The organism is Nocardioides sp. SLBN-35, assembly GCF_006715725.1.
Classification (GTDB): Bacteria; Actinomycetota; Actinomycetes; order Propionibacteriales; family Nocardioidaceae; genus Nocardioides.
In genome coordinates this window covers 3,933,046-3,956,224 of record NZ_VFNU01000001.1, presented here as the reverse complement: position 1 = coordinate 3,956,224, position 23,179 = coordinate 3,933,046, and the positions used below count along the sequence as shown (strand labels likewise).

At 72.6% G+C, this 23,179-nt stretch carries 22 protein-coding genes; 15 read left to right on the top strand and 7 right to left on the bottom strand.

Annotation, left to right across the window (positions count from 1 at the left end):
• Positions 1-32: 32 nt before the first annotated feature.
• Positions 33-587, top strand: a complete 555-nt coding sequence (gene frr / locus FBY23_RS19070; protein ID WP_222118016.1) for a ribosome recycling factor — start codon at positions 33-35, stop codon at positions 585-587.
• Between the two features lie 25 nt (positions 588-612).
• Positions 613-1,497 carry a phosphatidate cytidylyltransferase gene (locus FBY23_RS19065; RefSeq protein ID WP_141799581.1) on the top strand — a complete coding sequence of 295 codons (885 nt, stop codon included), beginning with the start codon at positions 613-615 and terminating at the stop codon, positions 1,495-1,497.
• Positions 1,498-1,542: 45 nt separating this feature from the next.
• On the opposite strand, the gene FBY23_RS19060 is transcribed toward FBY23_RS19065, so the two are convergent.
• Genes FBY23_RS19060 through FBY23_RS19050 form a run of 4 tightly spaced genes read right to left on the bottom strand, consistent with a single transcriptional unit; the run spans position 1,543 to position 4,496 of the window.
• Positions 1,543-2,667 carry a hypothetical protein gene (locus FBY23_RS19060; protein WP_222117880.1) on the bottom strand — a complete coding sequence of 375 codons (1,125 nt, stop codon included), beginning with the start codon at positions 2,665-2,667 and terminating at the stop codon, positions 1,543-1,545.
• Positions 2,664-2,789: a hypothetical protein gene (locus tag FBY23_RS26740; protein ID WP_260806087.1), complete on the bottom strand. Its 126-nt coding sequence runs from the start codon at positions 2,787-2,789 to the stop codon at positions 2,664-2,666. Before FBY23_RS26740 ends, FBY23_RS19060 begins: the two co-directional genes overlap by 4 nt.
• A gap of 10 nt (positions 2,790-2,799) precedes the next feature.
• Positions 2,800-4,080 carry an RNA polymerase sigma factor gene (locus FBY23_RS19055; protein WP_222117879.1) on the bottom strand — a complete coding sequence of 427 codons (1,281 nt, stop codon included), beginning with the start codon at positions 4,078-4,080 and terminating at the stop codon, positions 2,800-2,802.
• Positions 4,077-4,496, bottom strand: coding sequence for a YciI family protein (locus FBY23_RS19050; protein ID WP_222118015.1), 420 nt, complete (start codon positions 4,494-4,496; stop codon positions 4,077-4,079). Before FBY23_RS19050 ends, FBY23_RS19055 begins: the two co-directional genes overlap by 4 nt.
• Positions 4,497-4,630: 134 nt before the next feature.
• Here FBY23_RS19050 and FBY23_RS19045 point away from each other — a divergent pair, with 134 nt between their 5' ends.
• The 3 genes from FBY23_RS19045 to FBY23_RS26035 all read left to right on the top strand — a co-directional run bounded on the left by FBY23_RS19045 (position 4,631) and on the right by FBY23_RS26035 (position 7,025).
• Complete coding sequence (locus FBY23_RS19045) at positions 4,631-5,002, top strand: hypothetical protein (protein WP_141799578.1); 372 nt, start codon at positions 4,631-4,633, stop codon at positions 5,000-5,002.
• A 65-nt stretch (positions 5,003-5,067) separates the two neighbouring features.
• Positions 5,068-6,207, top strand: coding sequence for a 23S rRNA (adenine(2503)-C(2))-methyltransferase RlmN (rlmN, locus tag FBY23_RS19040; RefSeq protein WP_141799577.1), 1,140 nt, complete (start codon positions 5,068-5,070; stop codon positions 6,205-6,207).
• A gap of 8 nt (positions 6,208-6,215) precedes the next feature.
• On the top strand, positions 6,216-7,025 hold the full coding sequence (locus FBY23_RS26035) for a GNAT family N-acetyltransferase (protein WP_160158291.1): 810 nt from the start codon (positions 6,216-6,218) through the stop codon (positions 7,023-7,025).
• Between the two features lie 217 nt (positions 7,026-7,242).
• On the opposite strand, the gene FBY23_RS19030 is transcribed toward FBY23_RS26035, so the two are convergent.
• On the bottom strand, positions 7,243-8,967 hold the full coding sequence (locus FBY23_RS19030; protein ID WP_141799576.1) for a TIGR03767 family metallophosphoesterase: 1,725 nt from the start codon (positions 8,965-8,967) through the stop codon (positions 7,243-7,245).
• Between the two features lie 122 nt (positions 8,968-9,089).
• Between FBY23_RS19030 and FBY23_RS19025 the strand changes: the two genes are divergently transcribed.
• Positions 9,090-10,253 carry a glycosyltransferase family 1 protein gene (locus FBY23_RS19025; protein ID WP_141799575.1) on the top strand — a complete coding sequence of 388 codons (1,164 nt, stop codon included), beginning with the start codon at positions 9,090-9,092 and terminating at the stop codon, positions 10,251-10,253.
• Here FBY23_RS19025 and FBY23_RS19020 read toward each other — a convergent pair.
• The gene (locus FBY23_RS19020) at positions 10,234-11,190 is read right to left on the bottom strand and encodes an LOG family protein (protein WP_186348236.1); all 957 of its coding nucleotides are present in this window, start codon (positions 11,188-11,190) and stop codon (positions 10,234-10,236) included. The genes FBY23_RS19025 and FBY23_RS19020 overlap by 20 nt on opposite strands.
• A 104-nt stretch (positions 11,191-11,294) precedes the next feature.
• Here FBY23_RS19020 and FBY23_RS19015 point away from each other — a divergent pair, with 104 nt between their 5' ends.
• The 6 genes from FBY23_RS19015 (at position 11,295) to FBY23_RS18990 (ending at position 19,308) form a co-directional block, all read left to right on the top strand.
• Positions 11,295-12,581, top strand: coding sequence for an O-acetylhomoserine aminocarboxypropyltransferase/cysteine synthase family protein (locus tag FBY23_RS19015; RefSeq protein WP_141799574.1), 1,287 nt, complete (start codon positions 11,295-11,297; stop codon positions 12,579-12,581).
• The gene (locus FBY23_RS19010) at positions 12,578-13,687 is read left to right on the top strand and encodes a homoserine O-acetyltransferase (RefSeq protein WP_141799573.1); all 1,110 of its coding nucleotides are present in this window, start codon (positions 12,578-12,580) and stop codon (positions 13,685-13,687) included. Before FBY23_RS19015 ends, FBY23_RS19010 begins: the two co-directional genes overlap by 4 nt.
• 24 nt (positions 13,688-13,711) lie before the next feature.
• Entirely contained in the window at positions 13,712-14,710 is a 999-nt protein-coding gene (locus FBY23_RS19005; RefSeq protein ID WP_141799572.1) for an AraC family transcriptional regulator, read from the top strand.
• A gap of 85 nt (positions 14,711-14,795) precedes the next feature.
• Positions 14,796-16,349, top strand: coding sequence for a bifunctional 3-(3-hydroxy-phenyl)propionate/3-hydroxycinnamic acid hydroxylase (locus tag FBY23_RS19000; RefSeq protein WP_141799571.1), 1,554 nt, complete (start codon positions 14,796-14,798; stop codon positions 16,347-16,349).
• On the top strand, positions 16,346-18,265 hold the full coding sequence (locus FBY23_RS26480; protein ID WP_222117878.1) for a dioxygenase: 1,920 nt from the start codon (positions 16,346-16,348) through the stop codon (positions 18,263-18,265). The genes FBY23_RS19000 and FBY23_RS26480 overlap by 4 nt, the downstream gene beginning before the upstream one ends.
• Positions 18,262-19,308 carry a maleylacetate reductase gene (locus FBY23_RS18990; protein ID WP_222117877.1) on the top strand — a complete coding sequence of 349 codons (1,047 nt, stop codon included), beginning with the start codon at positions 18,262-18,264 and terminating at the stop codon, positions 19,306-19,308. The genes FBY23_RS26480 and FBY23_RS18990 overlap by 4 nt, the downstream gene beginning before the upstream one ends.
• 158 nt (positions 19,309-19,466) lie before the next feature.
• Here the strand turns inward: FBY23_RS18990 and FBY23_RS18985 are convergent, their stop codons facing one another.
• Positions 19,467-20,336, bottom strand: coding sequence for a serine protein kinase RIO (locus FBY23_RS18985; protein ID WP_141799570.1), 870 nt, complete (start codon positions 20,334-20,336; stop codon positions 19,467-19,469).
• A 217-nt stretch (positions 20,337-20,553) separates the two neighbouring features.
• On the opposite strand from FBY23_RS18985, the gene FBY23_RS18980 reads away from it, so the two are divergent.
• The 3 genes from FBY23_RS18980 (at position 20,554) to FBY23_RS26030 (ending at position 23,172) form a co-directional block, all read left to right on the top strand.
• Positions 20,554-21,432 (top strand): SDR family oxidoreductase, encoded by an 879-nt coding sequence (locus FBY23_RS18980; RefSeq protein WP_141799569.1) that lies wholly within the window; start codon positions 20,554-20,556, stop codon positions 21,430-21,432.
• Positions 21,433-21,441: 9 nt separating this feature from the next.
• A complete protein-coding gene (locus tag FBY23_RS18975) occupies positions 21,442-22,902 on the top strand; it encodes a M1 family metallopeptidase (protein ID WP_141799568.1) in 1,461 nt (486 codons plus the stop codon).
• A 99-nt stretch (positions 22,903-23,001) separates the two neighbouring features.
• Entirely contained in the window at positions 23,002-23,172 is a 171-nt protein-coding gene (locus FBY23_RS26030; protein ID WP_160158290.1) for a hypothetical protein, read from the top strand.
• The last annotated feature ends 7 nt before the right edge of the window (positions 23,173-23,179 follow it).

Here is a 23,179-nt window from a genome sequence, read left to right as displayed (position 1 = left end):
GGCGAGCAGAAGGCAACGAAGGAGAACCGGTGATCAACGACACCCTCAACGAGGCCGACCAGAAGATGGGCAAGTCGGTCGACGCGACCCGTGAGGAGTTCGCGGCGATCCGCGCCGGGCGCGCGCACCCCAGCATGTTCAGCAAGATCATGGTCGACTACTACGGCACCCCGACGCCGCTGCAGCAGCTGGCGTCCTTCGCCTCGCCCGAGGCGCGGATCATCATCGTGTCGCCGTACGACGTCGGCGCGCTCAACAACGTGGAGAAGGCGATCCGCGACTCCGACCTGGGCGTCAACCCGTCCAGCGACGGCAAGCAGCTGCGCTGCGTCTTCCCCGAGCTGACCGAGGAGCGCCGCAAGGAGTTCATCAAGCTCGCCAAGGAGAAGGCCGAGGGCGGCAAGGTCGCCGTACGCCAGGTGCGCCAGAAGGCCAAGCAGGGCCTGGAGAAGCTCGAGAAGGACGGCGAGGTCGGCAAGGACGACGTCACCGGCGCCGAGAAGCGTCTCGACGGCCTCACCAAGAAGCACACCGACGCGATCGACGAGCTGCTCAAGAACAAGGAAGCCGAGCTGCTCGAGGTCTGACGACCTCGCCACGCTCCCGCCCTCGATGTCCTCGACGACTCCGTCCGCGAACGGCGCTGCCCCGAAGAAGGACCACGGCCGCGCCGGCCGGGACCTGAAGGCGGCGGTCGGCTCCGCGGTCGTGCTGCTCAGCGCGATCGCGGCCTCACTGCTGTTCTGGAAGCCGGCGTTCATGGTGATCGTCGCGATCGCCGTGGTCGTCGCGGTGTGGGAGCTGCGCAAGGGGCTGCTCGCCAAGGACATCGACCTGCCCGAGCAGCCGCTGATGATCGGCGGCGTCGTGATGGTCGTCGTCGCCTACCTGTGGGGCTCCGCGGCCCTGGTGACGGCGACCGCCGTGAGCGCCCTGGTGATCATGCTGTGGCTGCTGCGCCGCGGCATCGACGGCTACGTCAAGAACGCCACCGCCTCGGTGTTCGCCTTGGTCTACGTGCCCTTCCTGGGCTCGTTCGTCGCGCTCATGCTCGCCGAGGGCGGCCGTGACGGCGGTGGCCTGGACGACCCGGGCGTGAAGGGGATCATCACGTTCATCCTGGTGACGATCGCCTCCGACATCGGCGGGTACGTCGCCGGCGTGCTCTTCGGCAAGCACCCGATGGCGCCGGTCATCTCGCCCAAGAAGTCCTGGGAGGGCTTCGCCGGCTCGGCCGTGGCCACCGTCGCCGCCGGTGTGGCGCTCGTGGTCTACCTCCTCGACGGCGACTGGTGGATCGGTGTCGCGCTCGGCCTGATCGCGGTCGTCATGGCCACGCTCGGCGACCTGTGCGAGTCGGTCATCAAGCGGGACCTCGGCATCAAGGACATGAGCCAGGTCATCCCCGGCCACGGCGGCCTGATGGACCGCCTCGACTCGCTGCTCGCCACGATCGCGCCGATCTGGCTGCTGCTGCACTACGGCATCTTCACCTGACCTGCCCCGGAGGCTTCGAGGCTCGGCGCCGGGGCGCCTCGCACCTCAACCACCGGGCATGTGGTCGGCCGCCACCTCGCCGAGCACGGCCATCGCGGTGGTGAGCTGATCGTCGGTGAGGTACGGCGCCGGTCCGAACCGCAGGTGCGGTCCCCGGCTGTCGGTCAGCACCCCGCGCTCGGCCAGGGCGGCCTGCAGGCGCGCCGCCTCGGGCGTGAACAGCGTGAGGAAGCCCCCGAAGCCGTCGGCGGGGGTGTCCCGGTCGCGGGTGACGAGGCTGTCGGGCAGGCCGAGCGCGTCGAAGGCGCTCGCGAGCAGGCCGCGCTGGTGCAGCGAGATCTCGCGCAGCCGTGGGGGAGTCAGGCCCTGCTCCGCGAAGAAGTCGAGGACCCGGGCCGCGCGGTAGTGGCTGGTCGGGTCGTAGGTCGACCCGGCGAACCGGTCGCCGGCGTGGGCGAACCAGCCGGTGACCACCGGCTCCATGCCGCTCGCGTGCGGCGGGATCCGCAGGAAGCAGTTGCCCTCCCCGAGCTGGAGGTACTTGTAGCCGCCGCCGAGGATCCAGGCCTCGTGCAGCCCGTCCGCGGCGACGGACAGGGGTACGACGCCGAGCTGGTGGTAGGCGTCGACCAGCAGCTCGCTGCCGACTCGTTCGCAGGCCTCGGCCACCGCCGCGAGCCCCGGCACGAGCTGCGAGGTCTCGAACAGCACGGACGAGATGACGACTGCCGCGGTGCCAATGTCGACCGCTGCCGCGACCCGTTCGGCGAGGGTGTCCACGGGCGCCGCGGGCACCCGCACTACCTCGACCCCGGCAGCGCCGAGCCGGTCGAGCTGGCGGCGGGCCGAGTCGAACTCACCGTCGGTGGTCACCAGCCGCGGCCTGGAGCACAGGGGCAGGGCGGACAAGAAGCGCACCAGCAGCTCGTGCGCGCTGGCGCCGAGTGCCACCTCGGCGACGGGATCGCCGACGAGCATCCGCACGCCGGCGCGCAGTCGCTCCGCGCGGACCTCGGCCCGGGCCCACTTGCGCCCGACGTCGAGCGCGGCGTCGTCGTACGCCTCGATCACGCCCTCCCGCGCGACGTCGGGCCAGGCCTGGTGGGAGTGGCCGGTGAGCAGCAGCCGGTCGGCCACCCGGAAGCGGGTGTAGTGCTCGGCGAGGCTCACATCTCGCTCCGGATCGTCCACAGGTCGTGGAACGAGTCGAACAGCGGCGGGCGAGCCATGGCCGCCGAGATCCGGGTGCTGCCGTCGAGGCGGCCGGTGAGCGACGGGTGTGGTTCGGTCACCGGCCCACTCTCACAGAGCGGCCAGCTTCGCTGCCAGTACGACGCGCTCGGACTCGTTCCCGCACAGCCCCAGGGCCAGCTCGAGCTCGGCCCGCGCGTCCTCGGCGCGGCCCATCCGGCGCAGCAGCTCGCCACGCACGCCGGGAAGCTGGTGGGAGGCGGTGAAGGCGCCCCGGGCCCTGAGCTCGTCGACGAGCGGCAGCGCTGCCGCCGGGCCGGACGCCATCGACACGGCGACCGCGCGGTTGAGCTCGACGACGGGGGAGGGCGCGATCCTGCCGAGTGCCTCGTAGAGCAGCACGATCCGGTCCCAGTCGGTGACGGCCACCGACCGGGCGCGTGCGTGGCAGGCGGCGATGGCGGCCTGCAGCCCGTAGGCGCCCAGGCCACGGCCGACCGTCTCGGCCCGGTCCAGTGCGGCCAGGCCGCGCTGGATGGAGCGGTGGTCCCATCGGCGGCGGTCCTGGTCCTCGAGCAGGACCGGGGCGCCGGCGGGCGTCGTACGGGCGGGGAAGCGGGCGGCGGTCAGCTCCAGCAGCGCGAGCAGGCCGTGGACCTCCGGGTCGTCGGGGACCAGCCGGGCCAGCACCCGGGCCATGCGGATCGCCTCGCGGGCCAGGTCCGCCCGGATCCAGGCGTCGCCGGACGTGGCCGAGGAGCCCTCGGTGAAGATGACGTAGACGACGCCGAGAACGGCGCGGAGCCGCTCGCGCCGCTCCTCGGGAGGCGGTACGTCGAAGGCGACCCGCGCGGCCGCCAGGGTCTTCTTCGCCCGGGTGATCCGGGCCTGGACGGTCGCGGTCGGCACCAGGAACGCGCGGGCGATCTCGTCGCTGGTGAGGCCGCCGACGGTGCGCAGCGTGAGCGAGACCTGTGACTCGGGGGACAGGATCGGGTGGCAGGCGATGAAGACGAGGGCGAGCAGGTCGTCATCGATCCGGCCGGGGTCCGCGAGCAGGTCGAGGTCGCCGTCGTCGGAGGCGGAGGTGCGGCTCGCGAGGTCGCGCCCGAGGGCGGCGTACCGCTCGTCGCGCGCGGCCCGCCGCCGGAACCCGTCGATCGCCCGGCGCCGGGCCACCGTCAGCAGCCAGCCTGCCGGGTTCGCCGGCACGCCGTCGCGCGGCCACGCGACGAGTGCCTCGGCGAACGCCTCCTGGGCGAGGTCCTCGGCGAGGGCGAAGTCGCCGGCGTAGCGGGCCAGCGCGCCGACGATCCGGGCGGACTCGATGCGCCATACCGCCTCGACGGCCCGCCGGCCCTCGGCGCCGCCCCGGCGGGAGGGACCGGTCACAGCTGGCCGGTCGCCTCGCGCCAGGCGCGCTCCTTCTGGATCCACGGGTTGTCCTGCGGGAACTCGTCGATCGAGGTGATCCGGCGGATCTCGGCCTTCGTGCCGGGCCCGGCGAGCGGTGCCCTCTTGGCCCACTCGGCTGCCTCCTCGAGCGAGGCGACGTCGACGATCCAGTACCCGCCGAACAGCTCCTTGGTCTCGCCGTAGGGGCCGTCGGTGACGACCGGCGGCTTGCTCGAGTAGTCGACGACCAGGCCGGTGGCCGGGTCGGGGTCGAGGCCCTCGGCGGCGATAAGGACCCCGGCCTGGAGCATCTCGTCGGTGTACCGGCCCATCGCCTCCATCACCTCGTCGAAGGGGAGGTCGCTCTCGGCGAAGGCGGCGTCGGCCTCGTCGGTCGCGCGCATGATGAGCATGTACTTCACGGTCGGTCTCCTCGGTCTCGGGGTCGCGTGTCGACCCTTCCACCCCGCAGTCGAACGGGGAACCTCCGGATCGACACTCACCGGATATCCGCTCCTTGGTGTCCGGCCGCTACGATCGCCCGGACATGACTGAGGCAGGCGAGGACCGCGTGGGCGGCGAGGCGGAGACGCTGGACGAGAGGTCCCGGCGCCCCGACTGGTTCCACCGCGGGCACCCCGTCTTCTTCCCGCTCGCCGGCTTCTTCACCGGCATGGTCGCGGTCATCGTCGTGCCCGGCCTGTACGCCGCCATCATCAAGTGGGTCGCCGGCTACAAGCGGGTCGAGGAGCTCTTCCCGTTCGTACTGCTGATGTTCGTGGTGCCGATCGGGATGCTGGTGCCGCAGCACACCCGCCGGTTCGGCCGCTACATGCTGCTCGGGATGGTCGCCACGCTGGTCGTCGTGGTCGGGGTCGGGGCCGCCGTCGTGTGGTTCCTGCTCAACAAGGACGCCTGAGTCGAGACTGGGCCCGCCGCGGGGGATTGGGCGGGCGCGCTCCCGGGTGGGAGAATCGTCGGGCCATGTCCGAGCAGCCCGACGCGCAGCCGCGCCCGCTTCCCCTCGTCTTCACCGAGCCGCGGGGGCGCAAGAAGCCACCCCGGCACCTCGCCGACCTGAGCGAGGCGGAGCGCAAGGACCTGCTGGTCGAGATGGGCCTCCCGGGCTTCCGAGCCAAGCAGCTCGGCATGCACTACTTCGGCCGGCTGGTCCACGACCCCGCCGAGATGACCGACCTGCCCGCCGGCCAGCGTGCCGAGCTGGTCGGTGCGCTCCTGCCGGACCTGATGGACCCGATCCGGCAGCAGAGCGCCGACAAGGGCAAGACGGTCAAGACGCTGTGGAAGCTCTTCGACGGCTCCCTGGTCGAGTCGGTGCTGATGCGCTACAAGGACCGCGCCACGATCTGCATCTCCAGCCAGGCCGGCTGCGGCATGGCCTGCCCGTTCTGCGCGACCGGCCAGGGTGGCCTGCAGCGCAACATGTCCACCGCCGAGATCGTGCACCAGGTCGTCGTCGGCGCCCGCGCCATGGCCAACGGCGACGTCGCCGGCGGGCCGGGCCGCCTCTCGAACGTCGTCTTCATGGGCATGGGCGAGCCGCTGGCCAACTACAAGGCCACCCTGGGCGCCGTACGCCGCCTCACCGAGCCGGCCCCGTCCGGGCTCGGCCTGTCCGCCCGCCACGTCACGGTCTCGACCGTCGGCCTCGTGCCCCGGATCAGGCAGCTCGCGGGCGAGGGCATCCCGGTGACCCTGGCGCTGTCGCTGCACGCGCCCGACGACGAGCTGCGCAACGACCTGGTGCCGATCAACACCCGGTTCTCCGTCGCCGAGACCGTCGACGCGGCCTACGAGTACTTCGCGAAGACCGGGCGGCGGGTGTCGATCGAGTACGCCCTGATGCGTGACATCAACGACCAGGGCTGGCGCGCGGACCTGCTGGCCGACGTACTCTCCGCCGACGGTCGCGGCACCGGCTGGGTCCACATCAACCCGATCCCGCTCAACGAGGTGCCGGGCTCGCAGTTCACCCGCTCGCGCGAGGAGGACATGGCCGAGTTCGTGCGCCGCCTCGAGGCCAAGGGCATCGCGACGACGATGCGCGACACGCGGGGCAGCGAGATCGACGCGGCCTGCGGGCAGCTCGCCGCGGCGGAGTAGTCGCCCGCGTGCCGGCTCGGGAGCGGGTGCAGGCCGCGAGCGCGGCGTGGGTCTTCGTCCCGGCAGGGGCGCCGCGGGTCGAGGCGGAGGAGTACCTGCTGGTGCGCCACCCGGACTGGAACGAGCGGCCCGTCCAGGTCGCGTGGACCCGCAGCGGCGACCCTGGCCGCCCGGTCGGCGCCGTCGTCGACGAGGTGCTCGCACGGGCCCGGGACCTGGTGGATCCGGCGGTGCCGGCCACGGCCGAGGTGGCGTGGTGGGTGCGGCTCGATGCCCCGGAGGGGCTGGAGCGGGAGCTGGTCGGGCGGGGCGCGGTGCTCGACGAGACGGTCGACGTACTGGCGCTGGACCTCACCGAGGCCGACGCGGGAGCGGCGGCACCCGCGGCCGACGTCGAGCTGCGCTGGAGCAATGACCTCGACGTGTTCGTCGACGCCGTCCGCCTGACCACCGAGGTGCTCGGAGGCACCCCGACCGACCGGGCCACGCTGGAGGCGGTCTTCCCGGGGGAGGCGGCCAAGGTCGCCAGCGGGGGCGGCGGAGCCGTGGTGGCGTACGCCGGGGGCCGGCCGGTGGGGTCCGGCGGCCTCACCGTCGTCGGGGCGGACGGGCGCCTGTGGGGTGGGGCGGTGCTGCCCGAGGCGCGGGGGCGAGGTGTCTACCGGGCAGTGCTCGCGGCGCGGCTGCGGTACGCCGCGGACCACCGCGCCGACCTGGCCATCGTGAAGGGGCGGGTGCAGACGTCCGGACCGATCCTGCGCCGTGCGGGATTCACCGCGCACGGGCAGGAGCGGTCCTGGCTGCTCCCGGTCCGCTGAGGGCGCTTGTAACTAAGTGTTACAGCGCGATTCTTGCCGCCACAACGCCCGGGTAGCGGCCACAGCACCCGGGTAGTCGCCGACGAGCGCGTCTCTGTGACAGCCGGCCACGCTCAGAGGCAGGTCTTGCCGCCAGACCCATCTACCTGGGTGGTGTGGTACCTACCTGGGCGTTGTTGCACCCGTTTTCGTGACGTAACACTTAGTTACAAGGGGCTCAGGCCAGCGGGTTGCCGACCAGCAGCTCGACGTTCCGGTCGTCCGGGCTGCCGAGCCCGGCACCGTGGTCGTGCCAGTCGTTGGCCGCGAGCTCGCGGGCGAGGCCGGCGAGCTGCTCGGCGTTCGCCGTGCCGGCGCCCGCGGAGGCAGGGCCGGCGTGGTCGACCATGGTCGTGAAGATCGACAGGGTGCCGTCGCGGTTGTCGGCGACCTCGATGATCCGGGCCTGCTGCGGCCAGTCGATGTGCGAGGCCGTGGTGATCTCCCACAGTCCGCCACCGCCGGTGCGTGGGCGCGGGGTGATCTTGTTGCGGTGGGTGTGCCCGTTGACCCAGGCGACGACCGACGGCGTCGCGAGCAGCGCGTCGAGCACCTTCGCACCCGTCACCCGGGTCTCCAACGAGCCGCCGGTGGCGATCAGCGGGTTGCCCATGGTGTCGGAGGTGTGGTGGCTGAAGACCAGCACCACCTTGTCCGAGGACTGCGCGAGGAGGGCGCTCAGCCAGGCGAACTGGGTCTTGTCGAGCGAGCCGTCGGCGTACCCGTTGGGGTTGACCGTGTCGAGCACGATGAACCGGAACTGCCCCTGGTCGAAGGAGTAGTACGCCGTGCCCTGCTGGCGGTTGGTGCTCGTGAAGCCGTGGCCGAAGGGTGCGCCGCCGAGCAGGAAGTGCTGCTCGACGATCTGCTTGCGGGTGAGCAGGCGGCGGTTCAGGTCGGGGGTCACGGCCCGGACGCCGGCGTTGGTGACCCCGCTGAGCAGGCCGGTGAGGACGGCGCCGGGGTCAGCGGTGAGGTCCTGGAGGAGCTGGCCCGGGTCGAGGCCGAGCGGCGGCGAGACGATCTTGAGGGCACCGAGCGCGATCAGGTTGAGCTGCAGCGTGGAGGCGGGGAAGTTGCCCTGGGCGAGGCCGTCGTGGTTGCCGAAGACGGAGTACCACGGGATGGTCAGGCCCTCGGCGGTGAACGGGCGGCGGGCGGCGTCGAGCAGGCCGGGCACGACCGGGAAGCCGTACTCCGCGCGCGGGTGGTCGACCGGCTTGCCGGCAGGGTTGCCCTCGGGGTGCCAGTACGCCGGGTCATAGGTCAGTGGGGCGTTGTCGGCCACGCCCTCCCAGCGGGTCTGGTTGCCGGAGTCGAAGCGCACCGGTCCGCCGTTGAGGAGGTTGATGTTCCAGCGGACCTCGTTGAGCTGGGAGTTGTCCGAGTTGTCGCCGGTCTGGATGGCCAGCGCGAACGGCTTGCCGGTGACCGGGCCGCTGCCGATCCGGTTGATCGCCTTGACCATCGAGTCGGCGACGTGACCGGTGAGCATCTCCTGCGGTCGGTACGACGACGTGAACAGCCTGGTCGAGGGGAGCGGGCTCGGGTCGTCGAGCCGGTCGGTCCACTCCAGGCGCAGCGGCGACTGGGCGTCGACGACGTGGACGTCGCTGAGCTGGACGAAGGAGATCAGGCCCTGGCGGCGGCCGGCGCGACCGGCGTCGCTGAGCACACCCAGCGCCGTGCGCGCGAGGTGCGGCTCGCCGGAGGCGGCGATCACCGAGCGGTAGCCGCCGGTGCCGGCTGGGCCGTAGGCGAAGGTCCGGCCGAGGGTCGCGGGAGCCGGGGCCGGGTCGGCGGAGGCGGCGGAGCGGAGCACGCCCGGGAGCGTGGTGGCGGCGGCAGCGAGACCGCCGGCGGCGACGGCGTTGCGGATCAGGTTTCGGCGAGAGATCTCCACGAAGCAGGCAACGACGCGGGGGTGAGCCGGGTCACGTCGTACCCCTGGCGTTCACGAAAGGGTCGCCGGACACTCGCGCAGGTCCGACCTCCTGTTGACGGGCGCTGCCTAGCGTCGGTGGCATGAGTGAGGCCATGAGTGAGGCCCGGCAGTTGGGGAGCAAGCTCCGCGTCCTGGTGGTCGCCGAGTCCTTCCTCCCGCAGGTCAACGGGGTGACCAACTCGGTCCGTCGGGTGCTCGAGCACCTCGCGGCGGAAGGTCACCACGCCGAGCTCGTGGCGCCGACCGGCCCCGACACCTACGCCGGCTTCCGGGTCCGTCGCGCCCGTGGCGCCAACCTGCCGTTCTACCCGGACTTCCGGCTCGGCCTGGAGACCCGCCGGCGGCTGCGCCAGCGGATGCTGCGGTTCCGCCCGGACGTCGTCCACATCGCCTCGCCCGCGACGCTCGGCTTCCAGGCCGCCCGCGCCGCCGGCGAACTGGGCATCCCGACCGTCGCGATCTACCAGACCGACCTGGTCGGCTTCGCGGAGCGGTACGACGTCCCCGGCGGTGTGCGTGCGGCGGCCGGCCTGACCCGGCGCATCCACCAGCATGTCGACCGCACGCTCGCGCCGTCGACCGCCAGCATCGACCAGCTCGAGGCGCTGGGCGTTCCCGAGGTGCACCGGTGGGGCCGCGGCGTCGACCTGGTCGCCTTCCACCCGCGGCACCGCGACCGGGCACTGCGCCGTCGGCTCGCCCCGGACGGCCGCCTGCTGGTCGGGTACGTCGGCCGGCTGGCCGCCGAGAAGGAGCTGGACCTGCTGACCCACCTCGCCGACGACCCGCGCTATGCGCTCGTGGTCGTGGGCGGCGGGCCCGAGGAGCAGCGGCTGCGCGGCCTGCTCGGCGACCGGGCGCGCTTCCTGGGCCTGCTGCATGGCGACGAGCTGAGCCGGGTCTATGCCTCGCTCGACGTGTTCGTGCACACCGGCCGCTACGAGACCTACTGCCAGTCCGCGCAGGAGGCGCTCGCCTCGGGCGTCCCGGTGGTCGCCCCGGCCGCCGGTGGCCCGGTCGACGTCGTCGCGCACGGCGCCTCCGGCCTGCTCTACCGTCCAGGCGACGGCGCGGACCTGGCGGCGTGCGTCGACCGGCTGGCGGGTGACGTCGAGCTGCGCGGCCGGATGGCCGCGACCGCCGTCCGGGCCGTGCAGGAGCGGTCCTGGTACGCGATCAACGAGCAGCTGGTCGCCCACTACCGCGCGGTGCTCGGCTGCGCGGTCAGCGCACGGGCTGCCTGACGAACAGCTCGGCCGCTTCCTCGGCCGTGTCGACGAGATGGACGTGTTGCTCCATCGCACGACCACGGGACAGGGCCCGCAGCAGCGGCCAGGCCGGGAGCTCCTCGGTCCAGTAGCGGTGGCCGACGAGCACCATCGGCGCGACGGCGTCGTCGCTCGCGTAGTAGTTCTCGCACGCGTCCTGGAAGATCTCCTGGACCGTGCCGCCGGCGCCGGGCAGGAACACGATCCCGGCGTCGCACACCATCAGCAGGATCGCCTCGCGCAGGGCGTTGCGGAAGTACTTCGCGATCGCGGTCGCGAACAGGTTCGGCGGCTCGTGGCCGTAGTGCCAGGTCGGGACGCCGAGCGACGGCGTCGGGTCGGCGACCAGCGCGAGCGCCCCACGGGCGGCGGCCACCCACTCGTCGACCGATGGCTTGAAGGACGGTACGGCGGCCACCCGCCGCAGCGCCTCGGCGAGCGCCTCCGGGGGAGCGGCGGCCAGCCGGCCGCCGAGGTTGGCCGCCTCCATCGCGCCCGGCCCGCCGCCGGTGGCGACCACGTGGTCGCGGCCGAGCAGGGCGCCGAGGCGGGCCGCCTCGGCGTACCCGGGGGTGCCGCGGTCCGCCGCGTGCCCACCCATGACGCCCACCAGGCCGCGCCCCACACCGGCGACCCACGCGCCGAGTGCGTTGTCGATCGCCTGGTCGTGGAGCACCTCGGCCAGGGCCTCCGCGGGGCCTGAGGTGGCCAGCGCCCACTGGTAGGCGCGGCCGTCGAAGGTGTCGGCGTAGCGCGGCGCGTCGTACAGCTCGTCGGCGGTGTAGAGCCGGGTCCGCGTGATGTCGAGGCCGGCGACGTGGGTGCCGGCGACGGCCCCCGCCCCGGCCTCGAGGGCGTGGTCGTCGTCCGTGCGGCACTCGACGACGACGCTGCGGGTGCGGGGTCTCCTCACCCTCCGGAACCTATCGGAGTCCATCCTGCGGACAGCCCCTCCGGACAAAATGGAGTAATTAACTACAGTTAGGTCGGAAAGCAGTCACCGACAAGGAGCCCGCGATGACCCACCGCCCCGAGACCCTCGCCGTGCACGCCGGCCAGGAGCAGCCCGACCCCGCTACCAATGCGCGGGCGGTGCCGATCTACCAGACGACGTCGTACGTCTTCAACGACACCGAGCACGCCGCCAACCTGTTCGCGCTGGCCGAGCCGGGCAACATCTACACACGGATCATGAACCCGACCCAGTCGGCGTTCGAGGAGCGCGTGGCGCAGCTCGAGGGCGGCGTGGGGGCCCTCGCGGTCGCGTCCGGCTCGGCGGCGATCACCTACGCGGTGCTCAACCTGACCCACGCCGGCGACAACATCGTGGCCATCTCCACGCTGTACGGCGGCACCTACGCCCTGTTCGCGCACACGTTGCCGCAGTACGGCATCGAGGTCCGCTTCGTCGACCCGAACCGGCCCGAGGACCTGGCCCAGCACGTCGACGGGAGGACGAAGCTGGTCTTCGCCGAGACCGTCGGCAACCCGAGGATCAACGTCGTCGACATCCGCGCCTGGGCCGACGCCGCCCACGCCGAGGGCCTGCCGCTCGTCGTCGACAACACGGTCACGACGCCGTACCTCGAGCGGGTCTTCGACCACGGCGCCGACGTGTCGGTTCACTCGGCGACCAAGTACATCGGTGGCCACGGCACCTCGATCGGCGGCGTCATCGTCGACTCCGGCAACTTCGACTGGGCCGCGCATTCCGACCGGTTCCCCGGGCTCACCACGCCCGACGGTGCGTACCACGGCGTGGTCTGGACCGAGGCGGTCGGCAGCCTCGCCTACATCATCCGCGCCCGCACGGTGCTGCTGCGCAACACCGGCGCCGCGATCGCGCCACTCAACTCGTTCCTGTTCCTCCAGGGACTGGAGACCCTGCACCTGCGCCTGGAGCGGCACAGCGAGAACGCGCTCGCCGTCGCGAAGTACCTCCAGGGACACGAGGCGGTGGCGTGGGTGAGCTATCCGGGCCTGGAGACCGACCCGTCGCACGCGCTCGCCAACCGGCTCTTCACCGGCAAGGGGTACGGCGGCCTGGTCTCCTTCGGGTTGACGTCCGGGCGCGACGGCGGCAAGCGGTTCATCGAGTCGCTCGAGCTGTTCAGCCACCTGGTCAACATCGGCGACGCCAAGTCCCTGGCGGTGCACAACGCGACCACCACCCACTCGCAGCTCACGCCCGAGGAGCTCGAGGCGGCCGGGGTGCCCGAGGACCTGGTGCGGCTCTCGGTCGGCATCGAGAACGTCGACGACATCATCGCCGACCTGGAGCAGGCGCTGATCGCGGCCAAGTGAGCACTGCCGCCGCGACCGGCTCGGTCGGGCTCGTCACCACCCGGCGGGCCGTGCTCACGCAGCACGGCCCGCTGGTGCTGGCCTCCGGCGCCGAGCTCGCGCACGTCGAGGTCGCCTACGAGACGTACGGCGAGCTGTCGCCCGCCCGCGACAACGCGGTGTTCGTCTGCCACGCCCTCACCGGTGACGCGCACGCCGCGGGGTGGCACGAGGGTGCCCGCCGCCCCGGCTGGTGGGACAACCTGATCGGGCCCGGCAAGGCGCTCGACACCGACCGCCTCTTCGTGGTCAGCGCCAACCTGCTCGGCGGCTGCTCGGGCACGACCGGCCCGTCGTCGCCCGATCCGGCGACCGGCCGCGCGTACGGCCCCGACTTCCCGGCGCTCGACCTGGCCGACCTGGTGACGGCCCACCGCGGCCTGCTCGACCAGCTCGGCATCGAACGCCTGCACGCTGCCGTCGGCGGATCGCTCGGCGGGATGCAGGTCCTGGAGTGGGCGTTGCAGGAGCCGGACCGGATCGACCGGGCGGTCGTCGTCGCCGCCAGCTCCCGGCTGACCACGGAGAACATCGCGTTCTCCGCGGTCGCCCGGGCCGCGATCCTGGAGGACCCCGACTTCCACGGCGGCCGGTACGCCGAGCACGGCGTCATGCCGCGCCACGGTCTCAAGGTGGCCCGGATGATGGCCCACATCACCTACGTCTCGGGACAGTCGCTGGCCGCGAAGTTCGGTCACGCCCGCGACACCTCCGGCACCGAGAAGCGGCTGGCCGCCGACTTCGAGGTCGAGCACTACCTGCAGCACCAGGGGGAGAGCTTCCTGGCGCGCTTCGACGCCCTGTCGTACCTCCACCTGACCCGGCCGATGGACTACTTCGACCCGTTCGCCGCCCATCCGGACGTCGTACCGTCGACCCGGTTCCGGCTGGTCTCCTTCGACTCCGACTGGCGCTTCCCGACCGCCCACTCGCTGCGCATCCGTGACCAGCTGGCCGCCCGCGGCGTCACCGTCGACCACACCGAGGTCGCCTCGCCGTGGGGCCACGACTCGTTCCTGCTGGAGCCGCGCGGCTACCACGACCTGGTGCGATCCTTCCTCGGCTGACGGAGCCCGCCCTACCATGGCGAGATGACGACCCGCCCGGTGCTCGAGCGGTTCTCGGTGGTCGACGCCGACGACCTCGACGAGTTCCGCGCCTCGGTGTCGCGGGCGCTCACGCCCCACCGGCTCGCACCGCTCGACCACGCCGGACGCGTCGAGCGCGCCTCGGTCGCGGTGGCGCCGCTCGGCTCGCTGTCCCTCGTGTACGGCGAGCACCGCGGCGCCGAGCTCGGCGCGACCCTGACCGAGCAGGTCGACTACTACGACGTGAACCTGTCGTGGGGCGGGCGCAACCTGATCACGTGCGGCGACGACGAGGTCGTCGTCGACGACGTCACGGCCGGGATCATCTCGCCGCGGATGCAGGCCCGGATGAGGCTGAGCGACGACTACCGACAGCTGCACGTGCGGTTCGAGCGGTACGCGCTGGAGAGGCACCTCGAGCAGCTGCTCGGCCGGACCGTGGTCGCGCCGATCCGGTTCGGGATGGCGATGGACCTGCGCGCGCCGGCCGCGGCGTCGTGGGCGCGAGCCGTGCGACTGTTGGTCGAGGACCTCGACGAACCGCTGGGGCTGGCCGGGACCGTCGACGAGGCCAACCCGTTCGCCGGGTTCCTGATGACCGGGCTGCTGCTCGCCCAGCCCCACAACTACAGCGACCAGCTCGCCGAGCGGCGCCACGGCGCGCACCGGCCGACCCCGGTCAAGCGCGTGGTCGACCTGATCGAGGCGCACCCCGAGGAGGAGCTCTCGGTCGAGCGGCTGGCCGAGGAGGCGGGCGTCAGCGCTCGCTCGCTGCAGCGCCACTTCCGCGACCACGTGGGCGTCACGCCGCGCCAGTACCTCCAGCAGGTGCGGCTCGCCCGGGTCCACGCGGACCTGCGGGCCGCCGTACCGAGAAGCGGGCTGACGGTCGCGGACGTGGCGCTGCGGTGGGGCTTCACGCACGTCCCGCGGTTCGCGGGCGCCTACCTCGAGCGTTACGGCGAGAGCCCCTCGACGACCCTGCGCGCCGCCCCACAGTGACCGTCCGCACACTCCTGTCGCTCACCGGATCACCCTGACGCGAAGCGGATCGTCGCGACGGCGTCGCGAACCTAGCGTCGCCGTCATGAGCAACGAGTACGACGTCGCGATCGTCGGATACGGACCGGCCGGCCTGGTGCTGGCCTCTGCCCTCGGGAAGGCCGGCCACCGCGTGGTCGTCTTCGAGCGCTGGCCCGGCCTCTACGGCCTGCCGCGCCTGACCCACATCGACGGCGAGACGGCGCGGGTGATCGCGTCGGTCGGCGACCTCGACCACGCGCTGCGCGACGCGCGGCCGCTCGACTACTACCGCTACTTCAGCGGTGCGGGCGAGCTGCTGGTCGAGCTCGACTGGAGAGGTACGTCGGCCGGACACCCCGCGCACATCTCGATGTACCAGCCCGACATCGAGGATGCCGTCGATGCCGGCGCCCGCGCGGCCGGCGTCGAGGTCAACCAGGGCTGGTCGGTCGTCAACCTGCGCCAGCACGACGGTGGCGTCGAGGTGACCGCGCGGCCGTGGAGCCAGTCGCGCACCGGCCAGTGGTCGCACGCCGACGAGGAGCGGACCGTCACGGCGTCGTACGTCGTCGGGGCGGACGGCGCCAACAGCTTCGTTCGCGCCACACTCGGGATCGAGCGCAGTGACAACGGCGTCGACGACCGCTGGCTCAACGTCGATACCGAGCAGCTGCGCGTGCTGCCCGAGCGGTTCACGCGCACGACGCAGTTCTGCGACCCCGAGCGCGGGCACATGTTCATGCCGATCGGCCGCAGCCGGCAGCGCTTCGAGCTCGCGGTGCTGCCCGGGGAGGACCAGGCGGCCTATGAGGACCCGGCCTTCGCCTGGCAGTGGCTCGCCGAGACACACGGCCTCGGCCCCGAGGACGTGAAGATCCTGCGGCAGGTCGTCTACACCTTCCAGGGCCGGATCGCCGAGCGCTGGCGCGAGGGCCGGGTGCTGCTCGCCGGCGACGCGGCGCACACGACGCCGCCGTACATGGGCCAGGGCGCCTGCTCGGGCATGCGCGACGGCATCACCCTGGCCTGGAAGCTGGACCTGGTCCTGCGCGGCCTTGCGGACGAGTCGCTGCTCGACACCTACGAGGCCGAGCGCCGGCCGCACGCCACCGCGATCACCGAGATCTCGACCGCGCTCGGCAAGGTCGCCAACACCCACGACCCGGCCGAGGCGGCTGCCCGCGACGAGGCGTTCCGCACGGGCAACGTGCCGCCTCCGCCGCCGTTCCCGACCCTGGTGGCCGGTGTCGTCCACCACGACGGGGCAGGTGCGGTCAGCCCGCTCGCCGGAACCTTGACGCCCCAGGGCGTCGTGCGCCGCGGCGACGTCACGGGGCTGTTCGACGACGTCATCGGCCGGGGCTTCAACCTGGTCACGACGACCGCTGTGTCGCTCGACGCGACGGACCTCGCGTTCCTCGACAAGCTCGGCGTCGTGACCGCATCTCTCGACACGGTCGCCGACGTAGACGGCACCTACGCCACATGGTTCGCCGAGCACGGCGTCGAGGCGTTCCTCGGCCGCCCCGACCACCACCTGTTCTGGGCCGGTGCCCGGGCCGACCTGCCGGCCGCCTTCGCCCAGCTCCGCGAGCGGCTCGACTGGACCGTCGCGTGACCCCCGTGACACCGCCGGCCGACGTGCTGTGGCGGTCCATGTCGCCGGAGCGCATGATCGACGGCGGCCTGGCCGCCGCGGACGTACGACGGCTGCGGGACGCGACCGATGCGGGCACGCCGTGGGACGAGGCACTCGTCGCGATCGCCGGCGACCGCGCGGCCCAGGCCGAGAAGGCGCTGGCCGCCGGGCAGGTCGTGACCGCCCGCGAGGCCTTCCGCTGGTCGGCCGCGGCGTTGCTGTTCGCGCAGATGGCGTGGAACGACGACAGCCCGCACCGCGTCGCGCTCTACGCACGGTTCACCGCGACCGTCGCCAGGGCCGGCGCGCTCGCCGACCCGGCCTGGGAGCAGGTGACCCTGCCCTTCGGCGACGGCCGGCTCTTCGGCTGGCTGGTCCGCCCGGTCGGGCCGGTGCGGGGAACGGTCATCGTGCTCGGCGGGCAGAGCGGCTGGGGGGCGACCTACCTGCGCGCCGCCGACGCCCTGCTGGCCCGGGGCGTGGCCGCCTTCCTGGTCGAGGGGCCGGGGCAGGGGGAGACCCGGATGCGTGGCGGCGTGCTGCTCGACGTGGACGTGCGCGCGGCGTACTCCACCTTCGTGGACCACGTCCTCGCCGACCCCTCGCTCGGTGGCAGCGTCGGGATCTGGGGCAACAGCATGGGCGGCCTGTTCGCCGGTACGGCGGCCGCGAGCGACCCACGGATCTCCGCGGTCTGCGTCAACGGCGCGCCCGCCCGCCCGCGGCTGCTGGGCTTCCGGACCTTCGACGAGCAGGCCGCGGCGATGCTCGGCGGCGCCGGGGAGGCCGAGGTCCGGGCCAACTTCGACCGGATCGCGCTACAGGCCAGGGACCGGATCACGGGTGCGGTGCTCGTCGTGCACGGCGGCCAGGACCCGATCGTCTCGCGCGAGGAGCAGCAGCCCTTCCTGGACGCGGCGCTCGGCGAGGCGACGCTGCGAGAGTGGGAGGACGGCGACCACACGGTCTACCGGCACGGCGAGGAGCGCAACGCGGTCGTCGCGGACTGGTTCGCCGACCATCTCGCCCCGCCGCGCGCCACTCTGCTGGACGAGGTCCGGGCGAGCTTCGCCGCGACGCCGGACCCGCGGACCCGCGCCGTGCTCGACGCGGTCACCCGGCACGTCCACGCGCTGGTGGGCGAGGTGCGGCCGACCCTGGCCGAGTGGGAGCAGGCGATCGACTTCCTCACCGCGGTCGGGCAAACGTGCGACGACACCCGGCAGGAGTTCGTCCTCCTGTCCGACGTGCTCGGGGTCTCGATGCTCGTCGAGACGCTCAACGGTGGCGACCACGGCACGGAGAGCACCGTGCTCGGCCCGTTCCACATGACCGCGTCACCGCGTCGTGCGCTCGGTGACTCGATCAGCGAGGTCGGTCTCGAGCGGCCCGCCGTGGTGACGGGGATGGTCGTCGACCTCGACGGCCGGCCGGTCCCCGGGGCGAGCGTGGACGTGTGGCAGTGCGACGAGGACGGCTTCTACGACGTCCAGCGGCCCGACGTACAGCCGGCGGGCAACGGGCGCGGGATGTTCACGGCCGACGCCGACGGTGCGTTCTGGTTCCGCACGGTGGTGCCCTCGCACTACCCGATCCCGACCGACGGCCCGGTCGGCGGGCTGCTGGAGGCCAGCGAACGGCACCCGTACCGGCCGGCGCACGTGCACCTGATCGTCGACGCCGCCGGCTTCGAACCTCTGACCACGCACCTGTTCGTCGCCGACAGCCCGTACCTCGACAGCGACGCGGTCTTCGCGGTCAAGCAGAGCCTGGTCCGCGAGTTCGCGGTGGTCGATGACCCCGACGAGGCGGAGAGGTACGGCGTGCGCGCGCCCTTCCGTCGGGCACACTTCGAGGTGCAGCTGGCTGGCGAGCGACGTGAGGAGACAGCGTGACCGGGTTCGTCCACGAGTCCCTGCCGATGCGGGTGGTCTTCGGCTCCGGAGCCGTCGACCAGGTCGCCGAGGAGGTCGACCGGCTCGGCCTGCGCCGGGTGCTCGTGCTCTCCACGCCCCGGCAGGGTGCGCTCGCCGCGCGGGTCACCGACCTGCTGGGGGAGCGGGCCGCGGGGACCTTCGACGGTGCCCGGATGCACGTGCCGGCGGCGACGGTCGCTGCCGCGGAGTCGGTGGTCGCCGAGGTCGGCGCCGACGGCTGCCTCGCGATCGGCGGCGGCTCGACGATCGGCCTGGCCAAGGCGCTGTCGCTGCGGCTAGGCCTGCCGTCGCTGGCCGTGCCGACGACGTACGCCGGCTCGGAGATGACGCCGGTCTGGGGCCTGACCGAGGACGGCCGGAAGACGACCGGCCGCGACCCCGTCGTGCTGCCGAGCGCGGTGCTCTACGACCCCGACCTCACCCACGCGCTGCCGGCCGCCGTGTCCGGGCCGAGCGGGCTGAACGCGATCGCGCACGCCGTCGAGGCGCTCTACGCTCCCGACGGCACGCCGGTGGTCAGCGCGATGGCCGAGCGCGGGGTGCGCGACCTGGCGGCTGCGCTCCCCGTGGTGGTCGCCGACGGCGCGGATGCTCCCGCACGGAGCCTGGCCCTCGAGGGTGCCTGGCTGTGCGGCGCCTGCCTCGGCGCGACCACGATGGGCCTGCACCACAAGCTGTGCCACGTCCTCGGCGGCATGCTGGACCTCCCGCACGCCGAGACGCACGCGATCGTCCTGTCGCACGTCGCGGCGTACAACCTGCCCGCCGCTCCGGAGGCCGATGCCGTGCTGCGTCGCGCGCTCGACACCGACGACGTCCCCGGCGCGCTGCGCGCGCTGGCCGGCGCGGTGGGGGTGCCCGACGGACTGCGGGCGCTGGGGGTCGCGCAGGAGGACCTCGCCCGGGTCGCGGACGAGGTCCTCGCGGCGCCGTACAGCAACCCGGTCGCGCCGACCCGGGCCGACCTCGAGGCGATCCTCGACGCCGCCTGGCGCGGCTAGGCCGTGTCTCCCAAGTCCCCGCCTGCTACGCGGCGTTTCCGACTCGATCTGGCTGCGTTGGCGTCGCTCGACGTGCCATCCGGCACGCCGTCGCTCCGCCGCCTTGCCAGATCGGCCGGAAACGCCGCTCGCGACGGCGCTGACTTGGGAGACACGACCTAGAACGCCTGCGCCATCAGCTCACCGAACAGGTCCTGCGGGTCGACGTCGAGCCCACGGCGCTGGAACCACGTGCACACGTTGGTGCAGTCGCGCAGCAGGAAGTCGAAGCCCTGGACGTTGCCGACCAGGTCGACCAGCTGGGGCAGGTCGATGATCACGAGCCGCTCACCGGCCGCCAGGATGTTGTACGGCGACAGGTCGCCGTGCACCAGGCCCGACTGCACGAGCGTCGTCATGGCCTCGCGCAGCTGGTCGAAGTACGACGCCAGCAGCGCCGGCTCGGGCCGGGTCTGCGCCAGCCGCGGAGCGCTGTCGGTGCCGTCGGGTCCCTCCACGCGGATCCACTCCATCAGGATCTCGGTGCCGTCGATCTGCACCGGGTAGGGGACCGGCAGCCCGAGCGACCAGCAGCGGTTGAGTGCCGACCACTCCGAGATCGCCCACTCGCCTGCGGCGACCTCGCGGCCGAACGTGCTCTTGCGCTTGATCGCCCGCTCGTCGCGCGAACGCTTCATGCTGCGGCCCTCGGTGTAGGCCGCCGAGCGGTGGAAGGTGCGGTGGTCGGTCGAGCGGTACCGCTTGGCCGCCATCACGACGCTCTGCGCCGGGTCGTGCGGGTCGGAGCGCTCGAGCAGGAAGACGTCGGCCTCCTTGCCGGTCTTCAGGATGCCGAGGTCGGTGTCGACTGCGCCCTGGGACGTGACGATCCAGTCGGGACGCGGCTCGGGACCGCGGGACAGCGGCTCGACGTCGAGCCAGGTGGACCAGCGCTGGCCGGGGCCCAGGTCGTCGTACGCCTCGAAGTCGAAGACGAAGCGCGGGTCGATGTCGGTGACATCAGGGGTGGAGGGGTTCTCCTGGAACAAGGTGATTCCTCGGGGTCGAGAGGGTGCGGACTGAGGGCAGGCCGACGACAACGATCGACATGTCACGCTCCTCTCGACAGGGTCCGCGGGCAGCGCGGACGAACGGCCCCACCCTGCCGGTCCCTCGGGCCGGTGCGCAACCGATTTACCGCTGCCGCACTCCCGGTGACAGGGAACGACCGGGGTGGCGCGGGCCGATCGCGCCTACGGTGCGGACATGGCCACGACGGGACGCGAGACGGGACGCGAGACGGCGCTGGTCACCGGTGCCAGCCGGGGCATCGGACGGGCCACGGCCCTGGCCCTGGCCGAGGTCGGGTACGACGTCGCCTTCACCGCCCGCACCGCACACGAGGGCGAGGGCACGGTCGCGGCCCGGACGTCTCGTGAGGTCGGCGTGAGCCATCAGGTCGCCGGGAGCCTCGCCACGACCGCGGCGGAGATCGAGGCCAGGGGAGTGCGGGCATTGCCGCTGCGGATGGACCTCACCGACGCCGCGGCGCCGGCGAGGGTCGCCGGCCAGCTCCTCGAGACCTGGGGTGCGCCGCACGTGCTGGTCAGCAACGCCGTGCACCACGTGCCGCACGCCCGCTTCCTGGAGCTGGACCTCGGCGCCCTCCGCGAGAGCCTGGACGCGAACCTCGTGCACCAGGTGGCGCTCGTCCAGGCCCTGCTGCCGGCGATGGTCGACGCGGGCGGCGGCGTCATCGCCAACATGTGCTCGGGATCGGCCACCCTCGACCCGCCGGCCCCGCCGGGGGAAGGCGGGTGGGGTCTGGCCTACGCCGCCGCGAAGGCGGCGTTCGGCCGGATCGCCGGTGCGGTGAACGCGGAGTTCCGCGAGGCCGGGATCCGCGCCTTCAACCTGGAGCCGGGCTTCGTCGTCACCGAGTCCGGGCGCGCCCGCGGCGGCACCGAGGAGATCGAGGCCAGGGCCGTCGCCGGCTCCAGCATCGACGCGTCCGGCCGGGTGATCGCCTGGCTCGCGGCCTCCGACCCCGACGACGCCGAGGTGAACGCCCTGCTCGGCACCGTGATCGCGGCACCCCGGCTGGCGGGCCGACTGGCGGGCCGGCTGGCGGGCCGGCTGGCGTAGATTGACCGCGTGCGCCGACTCGCTGCCCCGCTGGGACTCCTGCTCGCCCTCGTCCTCTGCCTGCCAGGCCTGGCCGGCTCGGCGCCTGCCTCCGCCCTCCCCGGCGTCGAGGCGAGCGACTACGGCAACGGATCCGCACAGGGCACCGACCCGTACTGGCCGCTCGACGGCAATGGCGGCACCGACGCCCAGCACTACGACGTCCGGGTGCGCTACGACTTCGGGACGGGCCGGCTGCGCGGTCGCACCGCGATCACGATGACCGCGACCGCCGACCTGCGCAGCTTCTCCCTCGACCTGCTGCTGCCGACCACGGCGGTGAAGGTCGACGGACGCAAGGCCCGCTTCCGCAAGGTGGGCAAGCACGAGCTGCGGGTCAAGCCGTTGACGCCGATCGCCGCGGGAGCGACCTTCCGCGTCGTCGTGCGGTACGCCGGCAAGCCCGGTTCCTACCGCTACGCCGGCGAACGCAACTGGCTCGCCAGCCGCAACGAGGTGGTCGCGATGAACCAGCCGCACATGGCGCCGTGGTGGTTCCCGTCCAACGACCACCCCAGCGACAAGGCGACCTTCGACGTCCGGGTCACCGTGCCCAAGGGCAAGAAGGTCGTCGGCAACGGCGTGCGGATCGGCCGCACGGTCAAGCACGGCAAGGCCACCACGCACTGGCGGATGAGCGACCCGATGGCGACCTACCTCGCCTTCTTCGCCGCCGGTCGCTATGTCGTCGACCAGGGCACGACCGCCGCCGGCATCCCCTACTACAACGCGGTCTCGCGCGGCCTCGAGCCGAAGCTGCGCTCCTACGTCCGGGGCGTCCTGGGCCGCACCGGCGCGATCACCGACTGGCTGCAGACCCAGCTCGGCCCCTACCCGTTCGCCACCACCGGCGGCCTGGTCACCGGCCTCGACGTCGGCTTCGCGCTGGAGAACCAGTCGCGGCCGACGTACGGCAGCTGGATCTACCCGGGCGTCATCGTCCACGAGCTGGCCCACCAGTGGTTCGGCGACAGCGTCGCCGTGCAGCGCTGGCGCGACATCTGGCTCAACGAGGGCTTCGCGACCTACATGGAGGCCGCGTACGCCGCCGCGACCGGCGGGCCGTCGGTGCCGGCGTACCTCGACAAGATGTATGACCGCAACTGCACCAGCCCGAACTCCGACTTCTGGCGCCTCGACATCGCCAACCCCGGTGCGGACCACATCTTCGACGAGGCTGTCTACGACCGCGGTGCGATGGTGCTGGCGGCGCTCCGCAACCGGATCACGGCGCCGAAGTTCGATGCCCTGCTCAAGGAGTGGGTCGCCGCCCACCACGACGGGAACGCCACGGTCGAGCAGTTCCAGGCGCTCGCCGAGAGCGTCTCGGGCGACACCGACCTGGACGGCTTCTTCCACAACTGGCTGCGCAGCGGCACGGTGCCGCAGGCGAGCGAGGAGAACGGGCTGGCCGGGGTCTCCTGCGGCTGACCTCCGCGCGCCTCCCGTGGGACCCGTGGTGCCTTTGGTACCAATGTGGGGATCTGTGCCCTCGGGGGCGCACCTGCACACGGATGGAGAAGCCCGCACATGGACACCAAGAAGCTGATCGCGCTCGTGGTGATCGTGTTCCTCGGGTTCTGGATGTTCACCGACCCCTCCGGCCTCGCGGACACCTCGAAGTCCGCGGCCAGCGGCGGGTGGGACCTGACGACCCAGGCGTTCAACGGGGTCATCGACTTCGTCGGCGCGATGGACTGACCCGCGG